We start from the raw sequence: 14,776 nt of genomic DNA, 5'->3' as shown, positions 1-14,776 counted from the left end.
AGGGAATCATTTTGTCCACTCTGGAAATCCGTGACCTGCACGTCAACGTCGTGCAGGCGGACGAGAACGCCGAGCCGATCCAGATCCTCAAGGGCGTCGACCTGACGATCAACTCGGGCGAGACCCACGCGATCATGGGCCCCAACGGCTCCGGCAAGTCCACGCTGAGCTACGCCATCGCCGGCCACCCGAAGTACGAGGTGACCCAGGGCTCCATCACCCTCGACGGCGAGGACGTCCTCGCGATGACCGTCGACGAGCGCGCCCGCGCCGGCCTGTTCCTGGCGATGCAGTACCCCGTCGAGGTGCCCGGCGTCTCCATGTCGAACTTCCTCCGCTCGGCCGCCACCGCGGTCCGCGGCGAGGCCCCCAAGCTGCGGCACTGGGTCAAGGAGGTCAAGGAGGCGATGGGCGAGCTGTCCATCGACGCGCAGTTCGGCGAGCGCTCGGTCAACGAGGGCTTCTCGGGCGGCGAGAAGAAGCGCCACGAGATCCTGCAGCTGGGCCTGCTCAAGCCGAAGTTCGCCATCCTCGACGAGACCGACTCGGGTCTCGACGTGGACGCCCTGCGCGTCGTCTCGGAGGGCGTGAACCGGTACGCCGAGCGCGAGCACGGCGGTGTCCTGCTCATCACGCACTACACCCGCATCCTGCGGTACATCCACCCCGAGTTCGTGCACGTCTTCGTGAACGGCCGGATCGTGGAGTCGGGCGGCTCCGAGCTGGCCGATGAGCTGGAGGAGAACGGCTACGTGAAGTTCACCGAGGCCGTCGGAGCATGACCGCCTCGGTGAAGTCCGCCCTGGACATCGACGCGATCCGCGCCGACTTCCCGATCCTGTCCCGCACGGTCCGCGACGAGAAGCCGCTGGTCTACGTGGATTCCGGCGCCACCTCGCAGCGCCCGCGCCCGGTGCTCGACGCCGAGTGGGAGTTCCTCACCACGCACAACGCCGCCGTGCACCGCGGCGCGCACCAGCTGGCGGAGGAGGCGACCGACGCCTACGAGGACGCACGCGCCGCGATCGCGGAGTTCGTGCGGGTCTCGCCGGACGAGCTGGCGTTCACCAAGAACGCGACCGAGTCGCTGAACCTGGTGGCGTACACGCTCGGCGACGACCGCTCGGCCGCCGTCCTCGGCGGGCATCGCCTGCGCGAGGGCGACACCGTCGTCGTCACGGAGCTGGAGCACCACGCGAACCTCGTGCCGTGGCAGGAGCTGTGCCGCCGCACCGGCGCCACGCTCAAGTGGTACGGCGTCACCGACGAGGGGCGCATCGACCTGGACTCGCTGGAACTCGACGACTCGGTGAAGATCGTCGCGTTCACGCACGCCTCCAACGTGACCGGCGCGATCGCGCCGGTGCCGGAGCTCGTGGCGCGGGCACGTGCCGTCGGCGCCCTCGTGGTGCTCGACGCGTGCCAGTCCGTGCCGCACAGCCCCGTCGACTTCGCCGAGCTCGACGTGGACTTCGCGGCCTTCTCGGGCCACAAGATGTACGGCCCGTCCGGCGTCGGCGTCCTCTACGGCAAGCGCGCGCTGCTCGCGCAGCTGCCGCCCTTCATCACCGGCGGCTCGATGATCGAGACCGTCACGATGGAGGGCTCGACCTACGCCGCGCCGCCGCAGCGCTTCGAGGCGGGCGTGCCGATGACCTCGCAGGTCGTGGGCCTCGGTGCCGCCGTGAAGTACCTCGGTGCCCTCGGTATGGGCGACGTCGCCGCGCACGAGCACGCGCTCGTGGGCACGGCGCTCGACCGCCTCGACGCCATCGAGGGGCTGCGGATCGTCGGCCCGACCGAGAACCGGGACCGGGGGAGCGCCGTCTCCTTCGTGGTCGACGGCATCCACGCGCACGACCTCGGGCAGGTGCTCGACGACGAGGGCGTCGCCATCCGCGTCGGCCACCACTGCGCGTGGCCGTTGCACCGCCGGTTCGGCGTGGCCGCTACGGCGCGCGCCTCCTTCGGCGTCTACAACACGCCCGCCGAAGTGGACGTGCTCGCCGACGCGATCGTCAAGGCCCAGAAGTTCTTCGGGGTGATCTGATGCGCATGGAGCAGATGTACCAGGACGTGATCCTGGACCATTACAAGCACCCGCACGGCCGCGGGCTGCGCGAGCCCTTCGAGGCCGAGGTCCACCACGTCAACCCTACCTGCGGAGACGAGGTGACCCTGCGGGTGCACCTGTCCGACGACCACGAGACCGTCGTCGACGTCTCGTACGACGGCCAGGGTTGCTCGATCTCGCAGGCGTCGACCTCGGTCCTCACCGACCAGGTGATCGGCGAGCCCGTCGGTGAGGCCCTGAAGATGCTGCAGTCCTATACGGAGATGCTGCAGTCCCGGGGCCAGGTCGAGGGCGACGAGGATCTCATCGGCGACGGCATCGCCTTCGCCGGCGTCGCGAAGTACCCCGCGCGCGTCAAGTGCGCACTGCTCGGCTGGATGGCGTTCAAGGATGCGCTGTCCCAGATCATCGACTCGGAGGAGAAGACGGCATGAGCGAGAACGCTGCTGAGGCCGCCGGCACCGCGGCCGACCCGGCGCAGGCCGGCGACAACCCGCTGAACCTGCCCACCCTGTTCGACGTCGAGGAGGCCATGCGCGACGTGGTCGACCCCGAGCTGGGCATCAACGTGGTCGACCTGGGCCTGGTGTACGACCTCAAGGTCGACGACGATGCCGCGGTCCTCATCGACATGACGCTCACCTCGGCTGCCTGCCCGCTGCAGGACGTCATCGAGGACCAGACCCGGGCCGCGCTCGTCTCGTCCGGCCTGGCGACCGATGCCAAGATCAACTGGGTCTGGCTCCCGCCGTGGGGCCCGGACAAGATCACCGACGACGGCCGCGAGCAGCTGCGCGCCCTGGGCTTCACCGTCTAGAAACCGCCGGCGATGCCGCTGCGCAACAGGATCGACCCGTGGGGCCGGATCGTCGCCGATCCGGCCCGCGGTGCTTTCCTGGGCAACCGCGGAATCCTGCACGACGAGACCGGCATCGTCGTTCGCGAGCACGCGAATGCCATGTGGATCGCGTGCCGGCTCGACTTCAACGGCCGCTACCGCTCGCCGAAGCAGCCGGACCCACGCAGGTACACCCAGCTGTTCCTCTTCGACGAGGCCACTGCCTACGCCGCCGGCCACCGCCCGTGCGGCGAGTGCCGCAACGCCGACTACCGAGAGTTCAAGCGGCTCTGGGCCGTCGCGAACCCCGAGGTCGAGAACACGCCGAAGGTGATGGACCGGGCGCTGCGCGCCGAGCGCCGGGCCGGGAACGAGCCTGTCAACGTTCCGCCGCCCGACGGTGCCGTGATCACCGACGGCACGGACGCCTTCCTCCGCTGGAACGGCGCCTGGCTGCGCTGGAGCTTCGAGGGCTACACCCCGGCCGCACCGGCGGGGGAGCTGCGCCTGCTCACCCCGCCGTCGATCGTTCGGATGCTCCAGCGGGGCCTACCGGTGACTGCGCACGTGTCGGCGGGGTGACATCGTGGTGCCGTTCACAGGTCCTTGGCGAACCAGTGGTGCGCGTACGGGTTGTCGTTGTACCGCTCGACCTCGCGGTACCCGAGTTTGCGGTACAGCCCGATCGCTTCGGTGAGGTTGCCGTTGGTGTCCAACCGCACGGTCCGCGCGCCCGCGGCACGGGCCCGGTCCTCCAGGTCCGCCATGATCCGCCGGCCGAGTCCGAGGCCGCGCACCGACGGTGCCGCCCAGACGCGCTTGACCTCGGCGAAGCCGCCGTCCTGGAAGGCGAGGGCCCCGCAGCCGACGGTCTCCGCGCGCAGCGTCGCCACCAGCAGCAGACCCGCGGGTGGCGTGATCGCCGCGTCGCGCACCGCGCCGCCGAGTCCGGGGTCGAAGCCGTCCTGCAGCCGCTGGCCGAGCTCGGCGTAGTACGCCCGGGCCGCGAACTGCGCCGCCGCCGACATCGCGTCCACCTCGTCGACTCGCACGAGCGAGGCGACGAGCAGCCGCTCCACCTCGGCCATCGCGGCGACGAGCCGCCCGCGTTGCCCGTCCGACAGCGGCCCGAGCAGCGCGTGTGCGGCGTCATTGGACCGGGACTCGAGCTCGGCGTACTCCGCCGCGCCCGCGGGGGTGACCCGCGCGGTCCGGGCACGCCCGTCACCGTCGTCCTGCCCGACGGTGACCAGCCCGTCCGCCTCGAGCGCGCGCAGCAGCCGGCTGAGGTATCCCGAGTCGAGGTCGAGGCGGGTGCGCAGCTCGCGCACGCCGATCCCGCCGGCGGAGCGGCCGACCTCCCAGAGCAGCCGTGCCTGCCCGAGCGGCCGGTCTCGGGCGAGGTACTGGTCCTGCAGGACGCCGAGCCGCTGCGTGACCGCCCGGTTGAACCGCCGGACCTGCTCCACCTGTTCGCTCATATCTCTGACTTTAGTCAGGGATCTATCGGGCGGGCAACGGGGGACCGGGTCACTCGGCCGGGATTCACGGAACCCGCCGCGCGAGCGGAGGCGACGGCAATAGCCTGGCCGCATGTTCGTGAATCTGGGTGTGCGTGACTTCTTGAACCGGGCCGAGATCGTCTATCCCGACCGCATCGGCATGGTCGACGAGCCGGACCAGCCGGCGCCGTCGTGGGGCGAGAAGACCTACGCCGAGATGGCGGCCCTGGCCCGTGGGCAGGCCGCGCGCCTCGATGAGCTCGGCATCCCCGTGGGCGGCCGCGTCGCGATCGTCTCGCAGAACGCCGCGCGGCTGCTGACCTCGTTCTTCGGTGTCTCGGGTTGGGGCCGGATCCTGGTCCCGGTGAACTTCCGGCTCGCGCCCGCGGAGGTCGAGTACATCGTGGAGGACTCGGGTGCGGAGGTGCTGCTGCTCGACCCCGAGGTCGAGCACCTCGCCGAGACCGTGACCGCGAAGCACGTCTTCGTCCTCGGCCGCGACGACGACGCGATCTTCGGCGGCACAGCCTCTCCCGTGGCGTGGGCCGGCGATGAGAACGCCACCGCCACCATCAACTACACCTCCGGCACCACCGCCCGGCCCAAGGGTGTGCAGCTCACGCACCGCAACCTGTGGCTCAACGCCACGGTCTTCGGGCTGCACGTCGCACTTACCGATAACGACGTGCTGCTGCACACCCTGCCGATGTTCCACGCGAACGGCTGGGGCATGCCCTTCGCCGCCACGGGCGTCGGGATCAAGCACGTGGTCCTCCGCAAGGTCGACGGTGCCGAGATCCTCCGCCGCGTCCGCGATCAGGGCGTCACGATCATGTGCGCGGCGCCCGCCGTGGTGACCGCCGCGCTCGACGCGGCCGCCGAGTGGGACGGCCCCATCCCGGGGGCGGGCACGGTCCGCGTGGTCTGCGCGGGCGCGCCGCCACCCACGCGGGTGATCCATCGGGTGCGCTTCGAGCTGGGCTGGGAGTTCATCCAGATCTACGGCCTCACGGAGACGTCGCCGCTGATCACGGTGAACCGCGAGCGCGCCGAGTGGGCGGGCGACGACCCGATGGAGGTCGCCCGACGGCTCGGTCGCGCTGGCGCACCCGCCCTCGGCGTGGAGCTGCGGATCGACGAGGACGGCGAGATTCTCACCCGGACCAATCACGCGCTCACGGCGTACTGGAACAAGCCCGTTGAGACCGCCGCGGCGCTCGAGGGCGACTGGTTCCACACCGGCGACCGAGGGACCTTCGAGGGCGGCTACCTCACGATCGCCGACCGGAAGAAGGACGTGATCATCTCGGGTGGCGAGAACGTCACGTCGATCGAGGTCGAGGACGCGCTGGCCCTGCACCCCGCGGTGCGCGAGGTCGCGGTGATCGGCATCCCCGACGAGAAGTGGGGCGAGCTGGTCACGGCGATCGTCGTGGCCGACGGGGTGACCGCGGAGGAACTCATCGCGCACACCCGCGAGCACCTCGCCGGCTACAAGTGCCCCAAGCGGATCGACTTCGTCGACTCCCTCCCGCGGACCGCCACGGGCAAGATCCAGAAGTTCGTGCTCCGCGCCCCGTTCTGGGACGCGTTGGCGCGGAAGGTGAACTGACTCAGGCGTGCCAGGCGCGGTCGCCGATGTTGTCGATCATCCGCTGCAGGGTGCGGATCGTCGTGATGAAGTCCTCGTCGGTGACCCCGTCTCGGATCTGCGCGAGTGCGGCGCGGATGTCGGGCGAGGTCTCGTCGCGCCGCCGCTGCCCGGCCGGGCTGACGGTGAGGGCCCCGTCGGCGTCGTCGAGCAGGCCCGTCGCCACCAGGCAGGCGACATCGGGGCGTAGTGCGTCGTCGGTGTCGACGAAGCCCCGGTGGTATTCGACCACCTCGTTCATGCCGACGCCGCCGGGGCGGTCGGCGATGTAGTTCAGTGCCCACCACTGCGGCTGGGTGAGTCCGTGGCGCTCGAGCGTGGAGCGGATGAACGTGACGGCGGACCGTCCGGTCATGCTGGCCCAGTAGCCGATCGGTTGTACCAGGATGCGGTCGTTCGTGTAGTTCTCCATTCCTCGACGCTATTTTCTCGACAATGGTTGAGGTCAAGGCCTTCCTGGGGGTTCGGGTACCACCGGGCGGGGAGGAGTGCGAGGATGGACCCCAATATCTAGAACATGTTCTATTCATGGAGGTTGCGGTGTTCGAGTGGTCCGACGAAGACCTGATGGTGCGCGACGCCCTGCGGGCGTTCATCGACAAGGAGGTGCGCCCGCACGTCGACGAGCTGGAGACCGGCGCCCTGCCGCCGTACGACATCACGCGCAAGATGCTCCAGACCTTCGGGATCGACCAGGTCAACCGCGAGAACCTCGAGGCCGAGCTGGCCGCCGAGGAGGCGGGGGAGAAGCCTGCGGCCGCGGTCTCCAGTGCCCTGAGTTCGTCGATGTTCCTCATTCTCAACGTCGAGATGGCGGGCGTCAGTCTCGGCCTGATCGGCTCGATGGGCGTCTCGATGGGCCTGACGGCGTCCACCATCAAGTCCCGTGGCACCCTCGCGCAAAAGAAGCGCTGGCTGCCTGAACTGGTCACGATGGAGAAGGTGGGCGCGTGGGCGATCACCGAGCCCGACAGCGGCTCTGACGCCCTCGGTGGCATGAAGTCGACTGTTCGTCGTGACGGCTCCGGCGGCTACATCCTCAAGGGGCAGAAGACCTTCATCACCAACGGCCCGCATGCCGACACGATCGTCGTCTTCGCCAAGCTCGACGAGGGCGACGGCACGCCGATCCGCGACCGTAAGGTGCTCACGTTCGTGCTGGATACGGGGATGGAGGGGCTGACCCAGGGCAAGGCCTTCAAGAAGATGGGGATGATGAGCTCGCCCACCGGCGAGCTGTTCTTCGACGACGTGCGGCTCGGACCGGACCGGCTACTCGGCGAGACGGAGGAGACGCCGGGCGGCGGTGGGGCCTCCGCGAAGGCGGGCTTCACCGCCGAGCGTATCGGCATCGCGGCGCTGAGCCTGGGCATCATCAACGAGGCGCAGCGGCTGTCGATCGACTACGCGCGCTCGCGGACCCTGTGGGGCCAGGAGATCGGGAAGTTCCAGCTCATCCAGCTCAAGCTCGCGGAGATGGAGATCGCGCGGATCAATGTCCAGAACATGCTGTTCACCGCCATCGAGGCCTCGCGGGCCGGCAAGCCGCCGACGCTGGCGCAGGCCTCGGCGATGAAGCTGTACAGCTCGCGGGCCGCGACCGAGGTGGCGATGGAGGCCGTGCAGCTCTTCGGGGGCAACGGCTACATGGCGGAGTACCGGGTGGAGCAACTCGCGCGCGACGCGAAGTCGCTGATGATCTACGCGGGCAGCAACGAGATCCAGGTGACGCACGTGGCGAAAGGGCTGTTGCGCGGCGAGTGACGGTTATCGCGACCGATACGCGGTCTTAACGCGATAGTCGTTGCGCCACTCGGTAGTTCGGTTCGATACTCGATGGATCACCGTACGACCGGCACCGCCGGAGAAGGAACCGCACCATGTTCGCATTCGCCCGTCACCTGCACGCTCGCTGGACGATGACGCCGCAGGAGCGCCACAACCTCCGCCTGGCGAGTACGCCGCTCGCCGTCGTCTCGGCGTCGCTCGGTTGCCACCCGCGGACCCGCTGACCACGACGACAACGGCCCGCCCTCGCATGGTGCGAGGGCGGGCCGCTGCGTGATTCAGAGCGTGATCTTCGGCGATCAGGGGATGGTGATGACCTGGCCCACGTTGATCAGATCCGGGTTCGCGATGCCGTTGAGCTGCGCGATCTCCGTGTAGCGGTTGCCGTCGCCCAGGTACTGCTCGGCGATCGCCCACAGGGTGTCGCCGGAAGCGACGGTGTGGGTGCGCGGCGCGGGAGCGGCCGGCGCCTCGGCGGCGACGGGCTCGGGCTCGGGGGCGGCCTGACGAGCCGGGGCCGGCTGGTCGGTAGCGGTGTTGGAGGCCCACTTGTCGGCGTCGCCGGCGTAGACGACGAGGTTGCGGTCGTCCTGCAGGACGATGCGGTCGGCGCCAGTGCCCTCGGTGTTGGTCGACCAGACGCCCTCACCGGCGCCGTTGTACAGCACGAAGTTGCCGTCGGTCTGGAAGTTGGCCCGCTCGACGCCCTTGCCGTCGGTCGCGCTGGCCCACACCACGGTGCCGGCGCCCTCGGTGAGCACGAGGTTGCCATCGCTCTGCAGGGTCAGCGTGTAGCCGCCGTTGAGGGAGTCCAGGGTCTCCCCGAGGCCGAGCTGGTTTCCTGCGCGAAGCACGTCGGTCATGTGTATCCCCTTTGTCGATGTACTCGGTGTACATGTGGCGCGCGGGTGCGCGCCTCAGTAGACAATAGCGATCCCATCCGACATTTTGGCGAATGGGAATCATGGAGTCGGCAAAATCGTTGGAGGGGGTATGGCGACAGTTGAATTGACCGCAGACAAGTTCGATCAGACCGTGACCGGCAACGATATCGTGCTGGTCGACTTCTGGGCCTCCTGGTGCGGGCCCTGCCGCGCGTTCGCGCCGACCTTTGAGAAGGCATCGGAGACGCATCCGGATGTGGTTTTCGCGAAGGTGGACACCGAGGCCGAGCAGAGCTTGGCGGCCGCCGCGAACATCCGGTCGATCCCCACCCTCATGGTCTTCAAGAAGGGCAACCTCGTCTACAACGAGGCCGGCGCGCTCCCGCCCGCCGCGCTCGAGGACCTCATCGGCCAGGCCAAGGCGCTCGACATCGAGCAGGCCGAGGTCAATGCCGCCGGCGAGAAGCCCGCGGAGTAACCACAGGAGCAACCCCCCGCGCCAGGCGCCGGCGCAGCCCCCACGGCGCCGCCGCGAACGCCGCAGCCATCGCTGCGGCGTTCGTCGTTGCCGGCGTGCGCGGCGAGAGGAACGCCCGCACCCGCCGGTCCGGGAGCCCGAAGAAGACCTCGAAGAAATCGCGCTGCTCAGCAGGGGACATGCCCAGTAGCGCGCCCAGCGCCGCCGCGCGCAGGCGGTGCGCCGCCACCGCGTCTGCGGTCGCCGGGTTCCGGCCGTCCTGCAGAGCGGCGACCGCGTCATCGGCGAAGGCCAGTGACCCCGCCACCGAATACCCCGTCGCCGGGTGCAGCGTCGTGCCGCGCACCCCGGCCCCGCACCATCCCCGCCCGCGCCGCGGCCCGGGGTGCAGCAGCGGGAAGTCCACCCGCTCGTGCAGCGCGCCCGCCGCGACGCCGCGCGTCGCCAGACGCGCCCGCAGCCGTACCTCCAGCTCGTCGACGGTGACCGCCGGCGCGCCCGCGAGGCACGTTTCCTCCAGCAGCAGAGCGTCGCCCGAGACCCGGACCGCGTAGAGGAAGGACGCGGGCGCGTCGTCCGGCACGCCGGGCGCCGGGCGCCAGTCCATCCACAGCTCCTCGTGCGCGCCCGCCGGGACCAGCACCCCGGCCGCGGTCTGCCGGGGCACGTCCGTCGAAGCCGACGGTGCCGGCCCCCGGGCGTCGATCACGAATGCCGCGCCGTGCCCGTCGCGGCCCGCGTGCTCGGCGCGGACGTCCACCCCGTCGAGCGGAATAGCGCCCTGCACCGCGTCCACGTCGAGCATCGCGTACTCGCGCCGGAGGTCGTGCCGGGTCCGTACGACGACCTGCGGCGACGAGACGGCCGAGACCACGTCGGCCGGCAGCCACGCCGGAAGCTCGTCGGCCCACAGTCCGAAGGTGCGCCGCCAGCGCGCGTCCGGCGCGGGATCGAAGGCCCGTACCCGCAGGCCCGCCGCCGCAGCGCGGTGCGCGACCGCGCGCCCCGCCGGCCCGAGACCCAACACCACAAGGTCGGCGCTCACTGCGCCGCCCCGAGCAGCGCGAGCTGCGTGCGGTTCGCGCAGTCCAGCCGGGTCATCAGTGCGGAGACGTAGCCCTTCACCGTCGACTCGGCGAGGAACAGGCGCGCCGCGATCTCCGCGTTCGATGCGCCCGTCGCCAGCTCGCGCAGCACGTCGCGGTCCCGCTCGCCGAGGGCGTCGATGCGCGGGTCGCGGCGTGGCCGGTCGCCGGCGAGGCGCACGAGGCGGGCCAGGGCGTCGGGGGAGAGCAGCGAGCCGCCCGCCGCCGCGGTGCGCACCGCCGACGCCAGTAGCGCCGGCTCGGCGGTCTTCACCACGAAGCCCGCCGCGCCGGCGGCCAGCCCGTCGACCAGCACCGCGTCGGTGTCGAGGGTGGTGATGAGCACGACCGCGATCGGCGGATCGAGGTCGCGCAGCGCGCGGGTCGCGACGATCCCGTCGACGCCGGGCATCCGCACGTCGAGCAGCGCGACCTGCGGCGCGTGCGCGATGCCCGCCTCGACGGCGGCGGCGCCGTCGGCCGCGGTCGCGACCACGTCGAGGTCCGGCTCGGCCGACAGCGTCGAGCGCAGGTACTCCCGCACGAGCGGGTCGTCGTCGGCCACCAGGACGCGCACCGTCGTCATCGGGCGGCCGCCGGGAAGTCGGCCTGCAGCGTCCAGCCACCGTCGGGTGAGGGGCCGTGACGGAGGGTGCCGCCGACGAGCGCGGTGCGGGCCGCCAGGCCCCGCAGTCCCGTGCCGCTGCCGGTCGCGACGAGCGCCGGGTCGGGGGCTGCCGACAGGTTGTGCACGCGCACGCCGCGGTCCGTGACCTCCACCTCGACCGGCGCGCCCGCCGCGTGCTTGCGCGCGTTCGCCAGGCCCTCCTCGAGGACGCGGGCCAGGCAGTCGGCGCTCGCGCGGGGGAGCGGCGCGGCGACGCTCCCGCTCAGGTCGACGTGCTGGCCCGTGTCCCGGGCCCGGACCACCGCCTCCGCGATGGTGCCGTCGAGATCGGCCGGGCCGACGAGCCCGCTGACCGCCAGCGGGGCGGCCGGGGCGTCAGCGGTCTGCAGCCCGACCACCACCCGGCGCAGGTCGGCGAGCGCGGCCTGCGCGTCCTCCTCGATCCCGGGCTGCGCCGCCGCGCGCGCCGCGAGCACGATCCGGGTCAGGCGCGCCGTCGCGAGGTCGTGCAGCTGGGCCGCCAGCGCGAGCCGCTCGTCGGCGCGGACCTGCCGAGCGGCGAGGGCCCGACGCTCCCGCTGGGCGTCGCGCAGCCGCAGCCCCAGCCCGAAGGTCGTGCCGCCGAACACCGGGGCCAGCGAGCCGAGCGCGCCCCACACGGAGTGCGAGGACGCCGCCACGGCGGCCGCGAAGACCACGAACGGGGCGAAGGCGGTCACCGCCTCGCGGCGGTCCCGCGCCGTCTGCGCCGCCGCCGAGGAGATGAGAGACGCCGCCACCGCGACCCAGATCGCCGCACCCGAGGCGGTCGCCTCGGCCCACGGGCCGAGCGCGAGGTAGCAGCAGGCGGCCGCGACGACCGGCGCCGCGACGACGGGGCGCAGCGGCCCGACCGCCGCGGACGCCGCGAGCATCGCGGTCGCGCCCAGCCACAGGCCGGCGCCCCGCAGCGCGGGGAACAGCGCCATCACCAGCGCGACGGTGCCGGCCGCCGACACCACGAGCAGCGTCGCGTGGGCGGCCCGCGTGCGGGTGTCGGGTGCGAGTGGCATGCAGCCATCGTAGGGAGGGGCCCGACGGTGCCGGTACCTCCTTTCGTCGGTCGACGGGCCACCGAACGGCGCTACCGGCGTCGCGCCCGATCGGCGACGGTCGAAGGCATGACATCGCAGGTCATCACACCCGACTCCGCTCCGACCGCCGGATCGCGCGGCGCGTTCCCGCCGATCGCGCGGCTGCCGCTCGCCCTCGTGGGCACCGTCGTTCTCGCCGTGATGCTGCTCGGCAGCCGCAACTACGGCTACTTCTTCGACGAGGCCTACTTCGTCGTCGCGGGGCGGGACCACCCCGCCGCCGGGTACTTCGACCAGCCGCCGCTCGTGCCCTTGCTCGCCGCCGGCCTCGATCACCTCGCGCACGGGAACCTCGTCGTCCTGCGCCTGCCCGCGACCCTCGCGGTCGTGGCGATCACCCTGCTCGCCGGGCTCATCGCCCGCGAGCTCGGCGGCCGCGTCGGTGCGCAGGCCTTCGCCGCGGCAGCGGTCGCGATGTCGCTGGTCAGCTCCGTCGGACACTGGCTCGCGACCTACTCGCTCGACCCGCTGTGGTGGACGATGATCCTGTACCTGCTGGTCCGATGGGTGCGCATCCGGGACGACCGCCTGCTGCTCCTCGCAGGCGCCGTCACGGCGCTCTCCCTGCTCACGAAGTTCCTCGTGCCCGCGCTGTGGATTGCGGTGGCGATCGCCGCCCTCGCCTGTGGGCCTCGTCGGCTGCTCGCCCGGCCCGCCCTGTGGGCCGGCGGCGCCGTCGCGGTCGTCGCGATCGCCCCGACGCTCTGGTGGCAGGCCGGGCACGAGTGGGCGTACACCCGGATGGGGGCGGTCGTGCGGGCGGAATGGCCCGGCGGCGCCGGGTTCGCGCTCGTCGGCCTGTTCGGCGCGGGCCTGCTCATCGGTCTGCCGTTGCTGCTCGCCGGTGTCGTCGCGCTGCTCCGCTCGCGCGACCTGCGCCCGTACCGATTCCTCGGCGTCGCCCTCGTGCTGGTCGTGATTGTGATCGTGCTGACCCACGGCCGCTCGTACTACCTGGCCTCGGTGTACGCGCTGCCGATGGCCGCCGGCGCTGTCGTCGCCGAGCGGTGGCTCGCGCGTCGCGGGCTGCGGGCCGGCGGCGTGCTCCGCGCGGTCGCGGTCCTCGCGGTCCTCGGCTCCTCCGCCAGCTGGATCGCGGCCTCGCCGGTGTGGTCGCCGGCCGTCGCGGCGCGGATCGGCGCGCCCCCGCTGCGCGCGCCCGCGACGATGCTCGTCGAGGGGGACACGATGCTCCAGGGCCTGTCCGACACCGTCGTCGCCTCGTACCGGACGCTGTCGCCCGCGGAGCGCGACGGCACCGTCATCGTGGCCGAGAGCTACCCGTTCGCCGCGGCCGTCGACTTCTTCGGACGCGACGAGGGCCTGCCCCGCGCGTACAGCGGGCACCGGGCGTACTACTACTTCGGTTGCCCGCCCGAGGACGCCCGCGCGGTGCTCTGGATCGGCGACCCGTCGCCCGTGCTCGACGGGGCCTTCGCGCACCGTCGGGCCGTGCCGGCCCCCGGCGAGACGGGCGATCCCGTGGTGCAGCTCTACACCGAACGGACCGTCGCCTGGCCAGAACTGTGGCGGCGGCTGCGCTCGCAGTGACGGCCCGCGCTGGCGGTCAGTAGGGTGACGGGCGTGATCCTCGCGAGCATCCCGAGTCCCGCCCAGGGCGTATGGCACCTCGGGCCCGTCCCGATCCGCGCCTACGCGCTGTGCATCATCATCGGCATCGTCGTCGCCTGCTGGTGGGGTGACCGCCGCTGGGTGGCCCGCGGCGGCAAGCCCGGCCAGGTCCTCGACGTGGCGGTCTGGGCCGTCCCCTTCGGCCTCATCGGCGGCCGCCTCTACCACGTGCTCACCGACTTCAGCACCTACTTCGGCCCGAACGGCCGCGGTCTCGGCGCTGTCTTCCGCATCTGGGACGGCGGCCTCGGCATCTGGGGCGCCGTGGCCCTCGGCGGCGTCGGCGCCGCGATCGGCTGCCGGCAGCTCGGCATCAAGCTCGGCCCCTTCGCCGACGCGATCGCGCCTGCGATCATCGTTGCCCAGGCCATCGGCCGGCTCGGCAACTGGTTCAACCAGGAGCTCTACGGCGGCCCCACCACGCTGCCCTGGGGCCTGGAGATCTACGAGCGCGCCAACGACGTCGGTCAGCGCGGTCCCGACGTGCTCGACGGTCACAGCACCGGTGTCGTCCTCGCGGTCGTGCAGCCCACGTTCCTCTACGAGCTCATCTGGAACCTGCTGGTCGCGGCCTTCCTTGTCATCGTCGACCGTCGCTTCCGCATCGGCCACGGCCGCCTCTTCGCGCTCTACGTCGCGGGCTACTGCCTCGGCCGGTTCTTCATCGAGCTGATGCGCGACGACCACGCCACCCTGATCTTCGGAGTCCGGATCAACGTCTTCACCGCGGCGCTCGTCTTCGCCGGCGCGATCGCCTACTTCTTCCTCGCCCCGAAGCGGCGCGAGGACTCGGTCCTCCTTGACGAGCCGTCGGCGGCGCCGTCGGAATCGGCCCCCGAGCAGGGCGGATCGAGGCCCGTCGACGAGCCCGTGGCCCTCGAAAAGGCGGGCGACGGTGCCGACGCGGAGGCTGATGTTCGCCAGATGGATACCGGCGGGTTGCCGGGAGACTCCACATCGCGGAATAGGGAGGACTAACGTGGACGCCGTGACTCGTCGAACCAAGATTGTCTGCACCCTGGGCCCTGCTGTCGGAACTGATGAGAAGGTTCTTGCTCTTGTCGAGGAGGGGATGGATGTTGC

Annotated in this window: 18 protein-coding genes; 12 read left to right on the top strand and 6 right to left on the bottom strand. The window is 71.5% G+C overall.

Going from position 1 to position 14,776, the window contains the following annotated elements:
- Positions 1-11 precede the first annotated feature (11 nt).
- Genes sufC through HNP44_RS18860 form a run of 5 tightly spaced genes read left to right on the top strand, consistent with a single transcriptional unit; the run spans position 12 to position 3,494 of the window.
- The gene (sufC, locus tag HNP44_RS18880; protein ID WP_259144564.1) at positions 12-782 is read left to right on the top strand and encodes a Fe-S cluster assembly ATPase SufC; all 771 of its coding nucleotides are present in this window, start codon (positions 12-14) and stop codon (positions 780-782) included.
- The gene (locus tag HNP44_RS18875) at positions 779-2,050 is read left to right on the top strand and encodes a cysteine desulfurase (protein WP_259144565.1); all 1,272 of its coding nucleotides are present in this window, start codon (positions 779-781) and stop codon (positions 2,048-2,050) included. Before sufC ends, HNP44_RS18875 begins: the two co-directional genes overlap by 4 nt.
- Positions 2,050-2,508 (top strand): Fe-S cluster assembly sulfur transfer protein SufU, encoded by a 459-nt coding sequence (gene sufU, locus HNP44_RS18870; protein WP_259144566.1) that lies wholly within the window; start codon positions 2,050-2,052, stop codon positions 2,506-2,508. Before HNP44_RS18875 ends, sufU begins: the two co-directional genes overlap by 1 nt.
- Complete coding sequence (locus tag HNP44_RS18865; protein WP_259144567.1) at positions 2,505-2,891, top strand: metal-sulfur cluster assembly factor; 387 nt, start codon at positions 2,505-2,507, stop codon at positions 2,889-2,891. The genes sufU and HNP44_RS18865 overlap by 4 nt, the downstream gene beginning before the upstream one ends.
- A 12-nt stretch (positions 2,892-2,903) precedes the next feature.
- Positions 2,904-3,494 carry a hypothetical protein gene (locus HNP44_RS18860; RefSeq protein ID WP_259144568.1) on the top strand — a complete coding sequence of 197 codons (591 nt, stop codon included), beginning with the start codon at positions 2,904-2,906 and terminating at the stop codon, positions 3,492-3,494.
- Positions 3,495-3,508: 14 nt separating this feature from the next.
- Here the strand turns inward: HNP44_RS18860 and HNP44_RS18855 are convergent, their stop codons facing one another.
- Entirely contained in the window at positions 3,509-4,393 is an 885-nt protein-coding gene (locus HNP44_RS18855) for a bifunctional helix-turn-helix transcriptional regulator/GNAT family N-acetyltransferase (protein ID WP_259144569.1), read from the bottom strand.
- A 112-nt stretch (positions 4,394-4,505) separates the two neighbouring features.
- Between HNP44_RS18855 and HNP44_RS18850 the strand changes: the two genes are divergently transcribed.
- Complete coding sequence (locus HNP44_RS18850; protein WP_259144570.1) at positions 4,506-6,026, top strand: AMP-binding protein; 1,521 nt, start codon at positions 4,506-4,508, stop codon at positions 6,024-6,026.
- A gap of 1 nt (position 6,027) precedes the next feature.
- Here the strand turns inward: HNP44_RS18850 and HNP44_RS18845 are convergent, their stop codons facing one another.
- Complete coding sequence (locus HNP44_RS18845) at positions 6,028-6,477, bottom strand: MarR family winged helix-turn-helix transcriptional regulator (RefSeq protein WP_259144571.1); 450 nt, start codon at positions 6,475-6,477, stop codon at positions 6,028-6,030.
- Between the two features lie 128 nt (positions 6,478-6,605).
- On the opposite strand from HNP44_RS18845, the gene HNP44_RS18840 reads away from it, so the two are divergent.
- Complete coding sequence (locus tag HNP44_RS18840; RefSeq protein WP_259144613.1) at positions 6,606-7,829, top strand: acyl-CoA dehydrogenase family protein; 1,224 nt, start codon at positions 6,606-6,608, stop codon at positions 7,827-7,829.
- A gap of 116 nt (positions 7,830-7,945) precedes the next feature.
- Positions 7,946-8,077, top strand: a complete 132-nt coding sequence (locus tag HNP44_RS18835) for a hypothetical protein (RefSeq protein ID WP_259144573.1) — start codon at positions 7,946-7,948, stop codon at positions 8,075-8,077.
- 75 nt (positions 8,078-8,152) lie between these two features.
- On the opposite strand, the gene HNP44_RS18830 is transcribed toward HNP44_RS18835, so the two are convergent.
- Positions 8,153-8,716, bottom strand: coding sequence for a LysM peptidoglycan-binding domain-containing protein (locus tag HNP44_RS18830; RefSeq protein WP_259144576.1), 564 nt, complete (start codon positions 8,714-8,716; stop codon positions 8,153-8,155).
- A 130-nt stretch (positions 8,717-8,846) separates the two neighbouring features.
- On the opposite strand from HNP44_RS18830, the gene trxA reads away from it, so the two are divergent.
- Positions 8,847-9,215 carry a thioredoxin gene (gene trxA / locus HNP44_RS18825; RefSeq protein ID WP_224648586.1) on the top strand — a complete coding sequence of 123 codons (369 nt, stop codon included), beginning with the start codon at positions 8,847-8,849 and terminating at the stop codon, positions 9,213-9,215.
- Here trxA and HNP44_RS18820 read toward each other — a convergent pair.
- The 3 genes from HNP44_RS18820 to HNP44_RS18810 are packed head-to-tail and all read right to left on the bottom strand — an operon-like array spanning position 9,184 to position 11,980.
- Entirely contained in the window at positions 9,184-10,260 is a 1,077-nt protein-coding gene (locus tag HNP44_RS18820; protein WP_259256924.1) for a lycopene cyclase family protein, read from the bottom strand. The two genes, trxA and HNP44_RS18820, sit on opposite strands and share 32 nt — an antisense overlap.
- Positions 10,257-10,886: a response regulator gene (locus HNP44_RS18815; protein WP_259144578.1), complete on the bottom strand. Its 630-nt coding sequence runs from the start codon at positions 10,884-10,886 to the stop codon at positions 10,257-10,259. Before HNP44_RS18815 ends, HNP44_RS18820 begins: the two co-directional genes overlap by 4 nt.
- Entirely contained in the window at positions 10,883-11,980 is a 1,098-nt protein-coding gene (locus HNP44_RS18810) for a sensor histidine kinase (protein ID WP_259144579.1), read from the bottom strand. The genes HNP44_RS18815 and HNP44_RS18810 overlap by 4 nt, the downstream gene beginning before the upstream one ends.
- A 108-nt stretch (positions 11,981-12,088) precedes the next feature.
- On the opposite strand from HNP44_RS18810, the gene HNP44_RS18805 reads away from it, so the two are divergent.
- The 3 genes from HNP44_RS18805 to HNP44_RS18795 form a co-directional block, all read left to right on the top strand.
- A complete protein-coding gene (locus tag HNP44_RS18805; RefSeq protein ID WP_259144580.1) occupies positions 12,089-13,612 on the top strand; it encodes an ArnT family glycosyltransferase in 1,524 nt (507 codons plus the stop codon).
- Positions 13,613-13,645: 33 nt separating this feature from the next.
- On the top strand, positions 13,646-14,671 hold the full coding sequence (gene lgt, locus HNP44_RS18800) for a prolipoprotein diacylglyceryl transferase (RefSeq protein ID WP_259144581.1): 1,026 nt from the start codon (positions 13,646-13,648) through the stop codon (positions 14,669-14,671).
- A gap of 10 nt (positions 14,672-14,681) precedes the next feature.
- Positions 14,682-14,776, top strand: a 95-nt coding sequence (locus HNP44_RS18795; protein ID WP_259144614.1) for a pyruvate kinase, incomplete at its 3' end; no start/stop codon positions are given.

It is taken from the genome of Tsukamurella ocularis (assembly GCF_024807615.1).
In the GTDB taxonomy this organism is placed as follows: Bacteria; Actinomycetota; Actinomycetes; order Mycobacteriales; family Mycobacteriaceae; genus Tsukamurella; species Tsukamurella ocularis.
The sequence above is the reverse complement of the archived record's forward strand: the minus strand, read 5'-3'. Positions and strand labels throughout refer to the sequence as shown.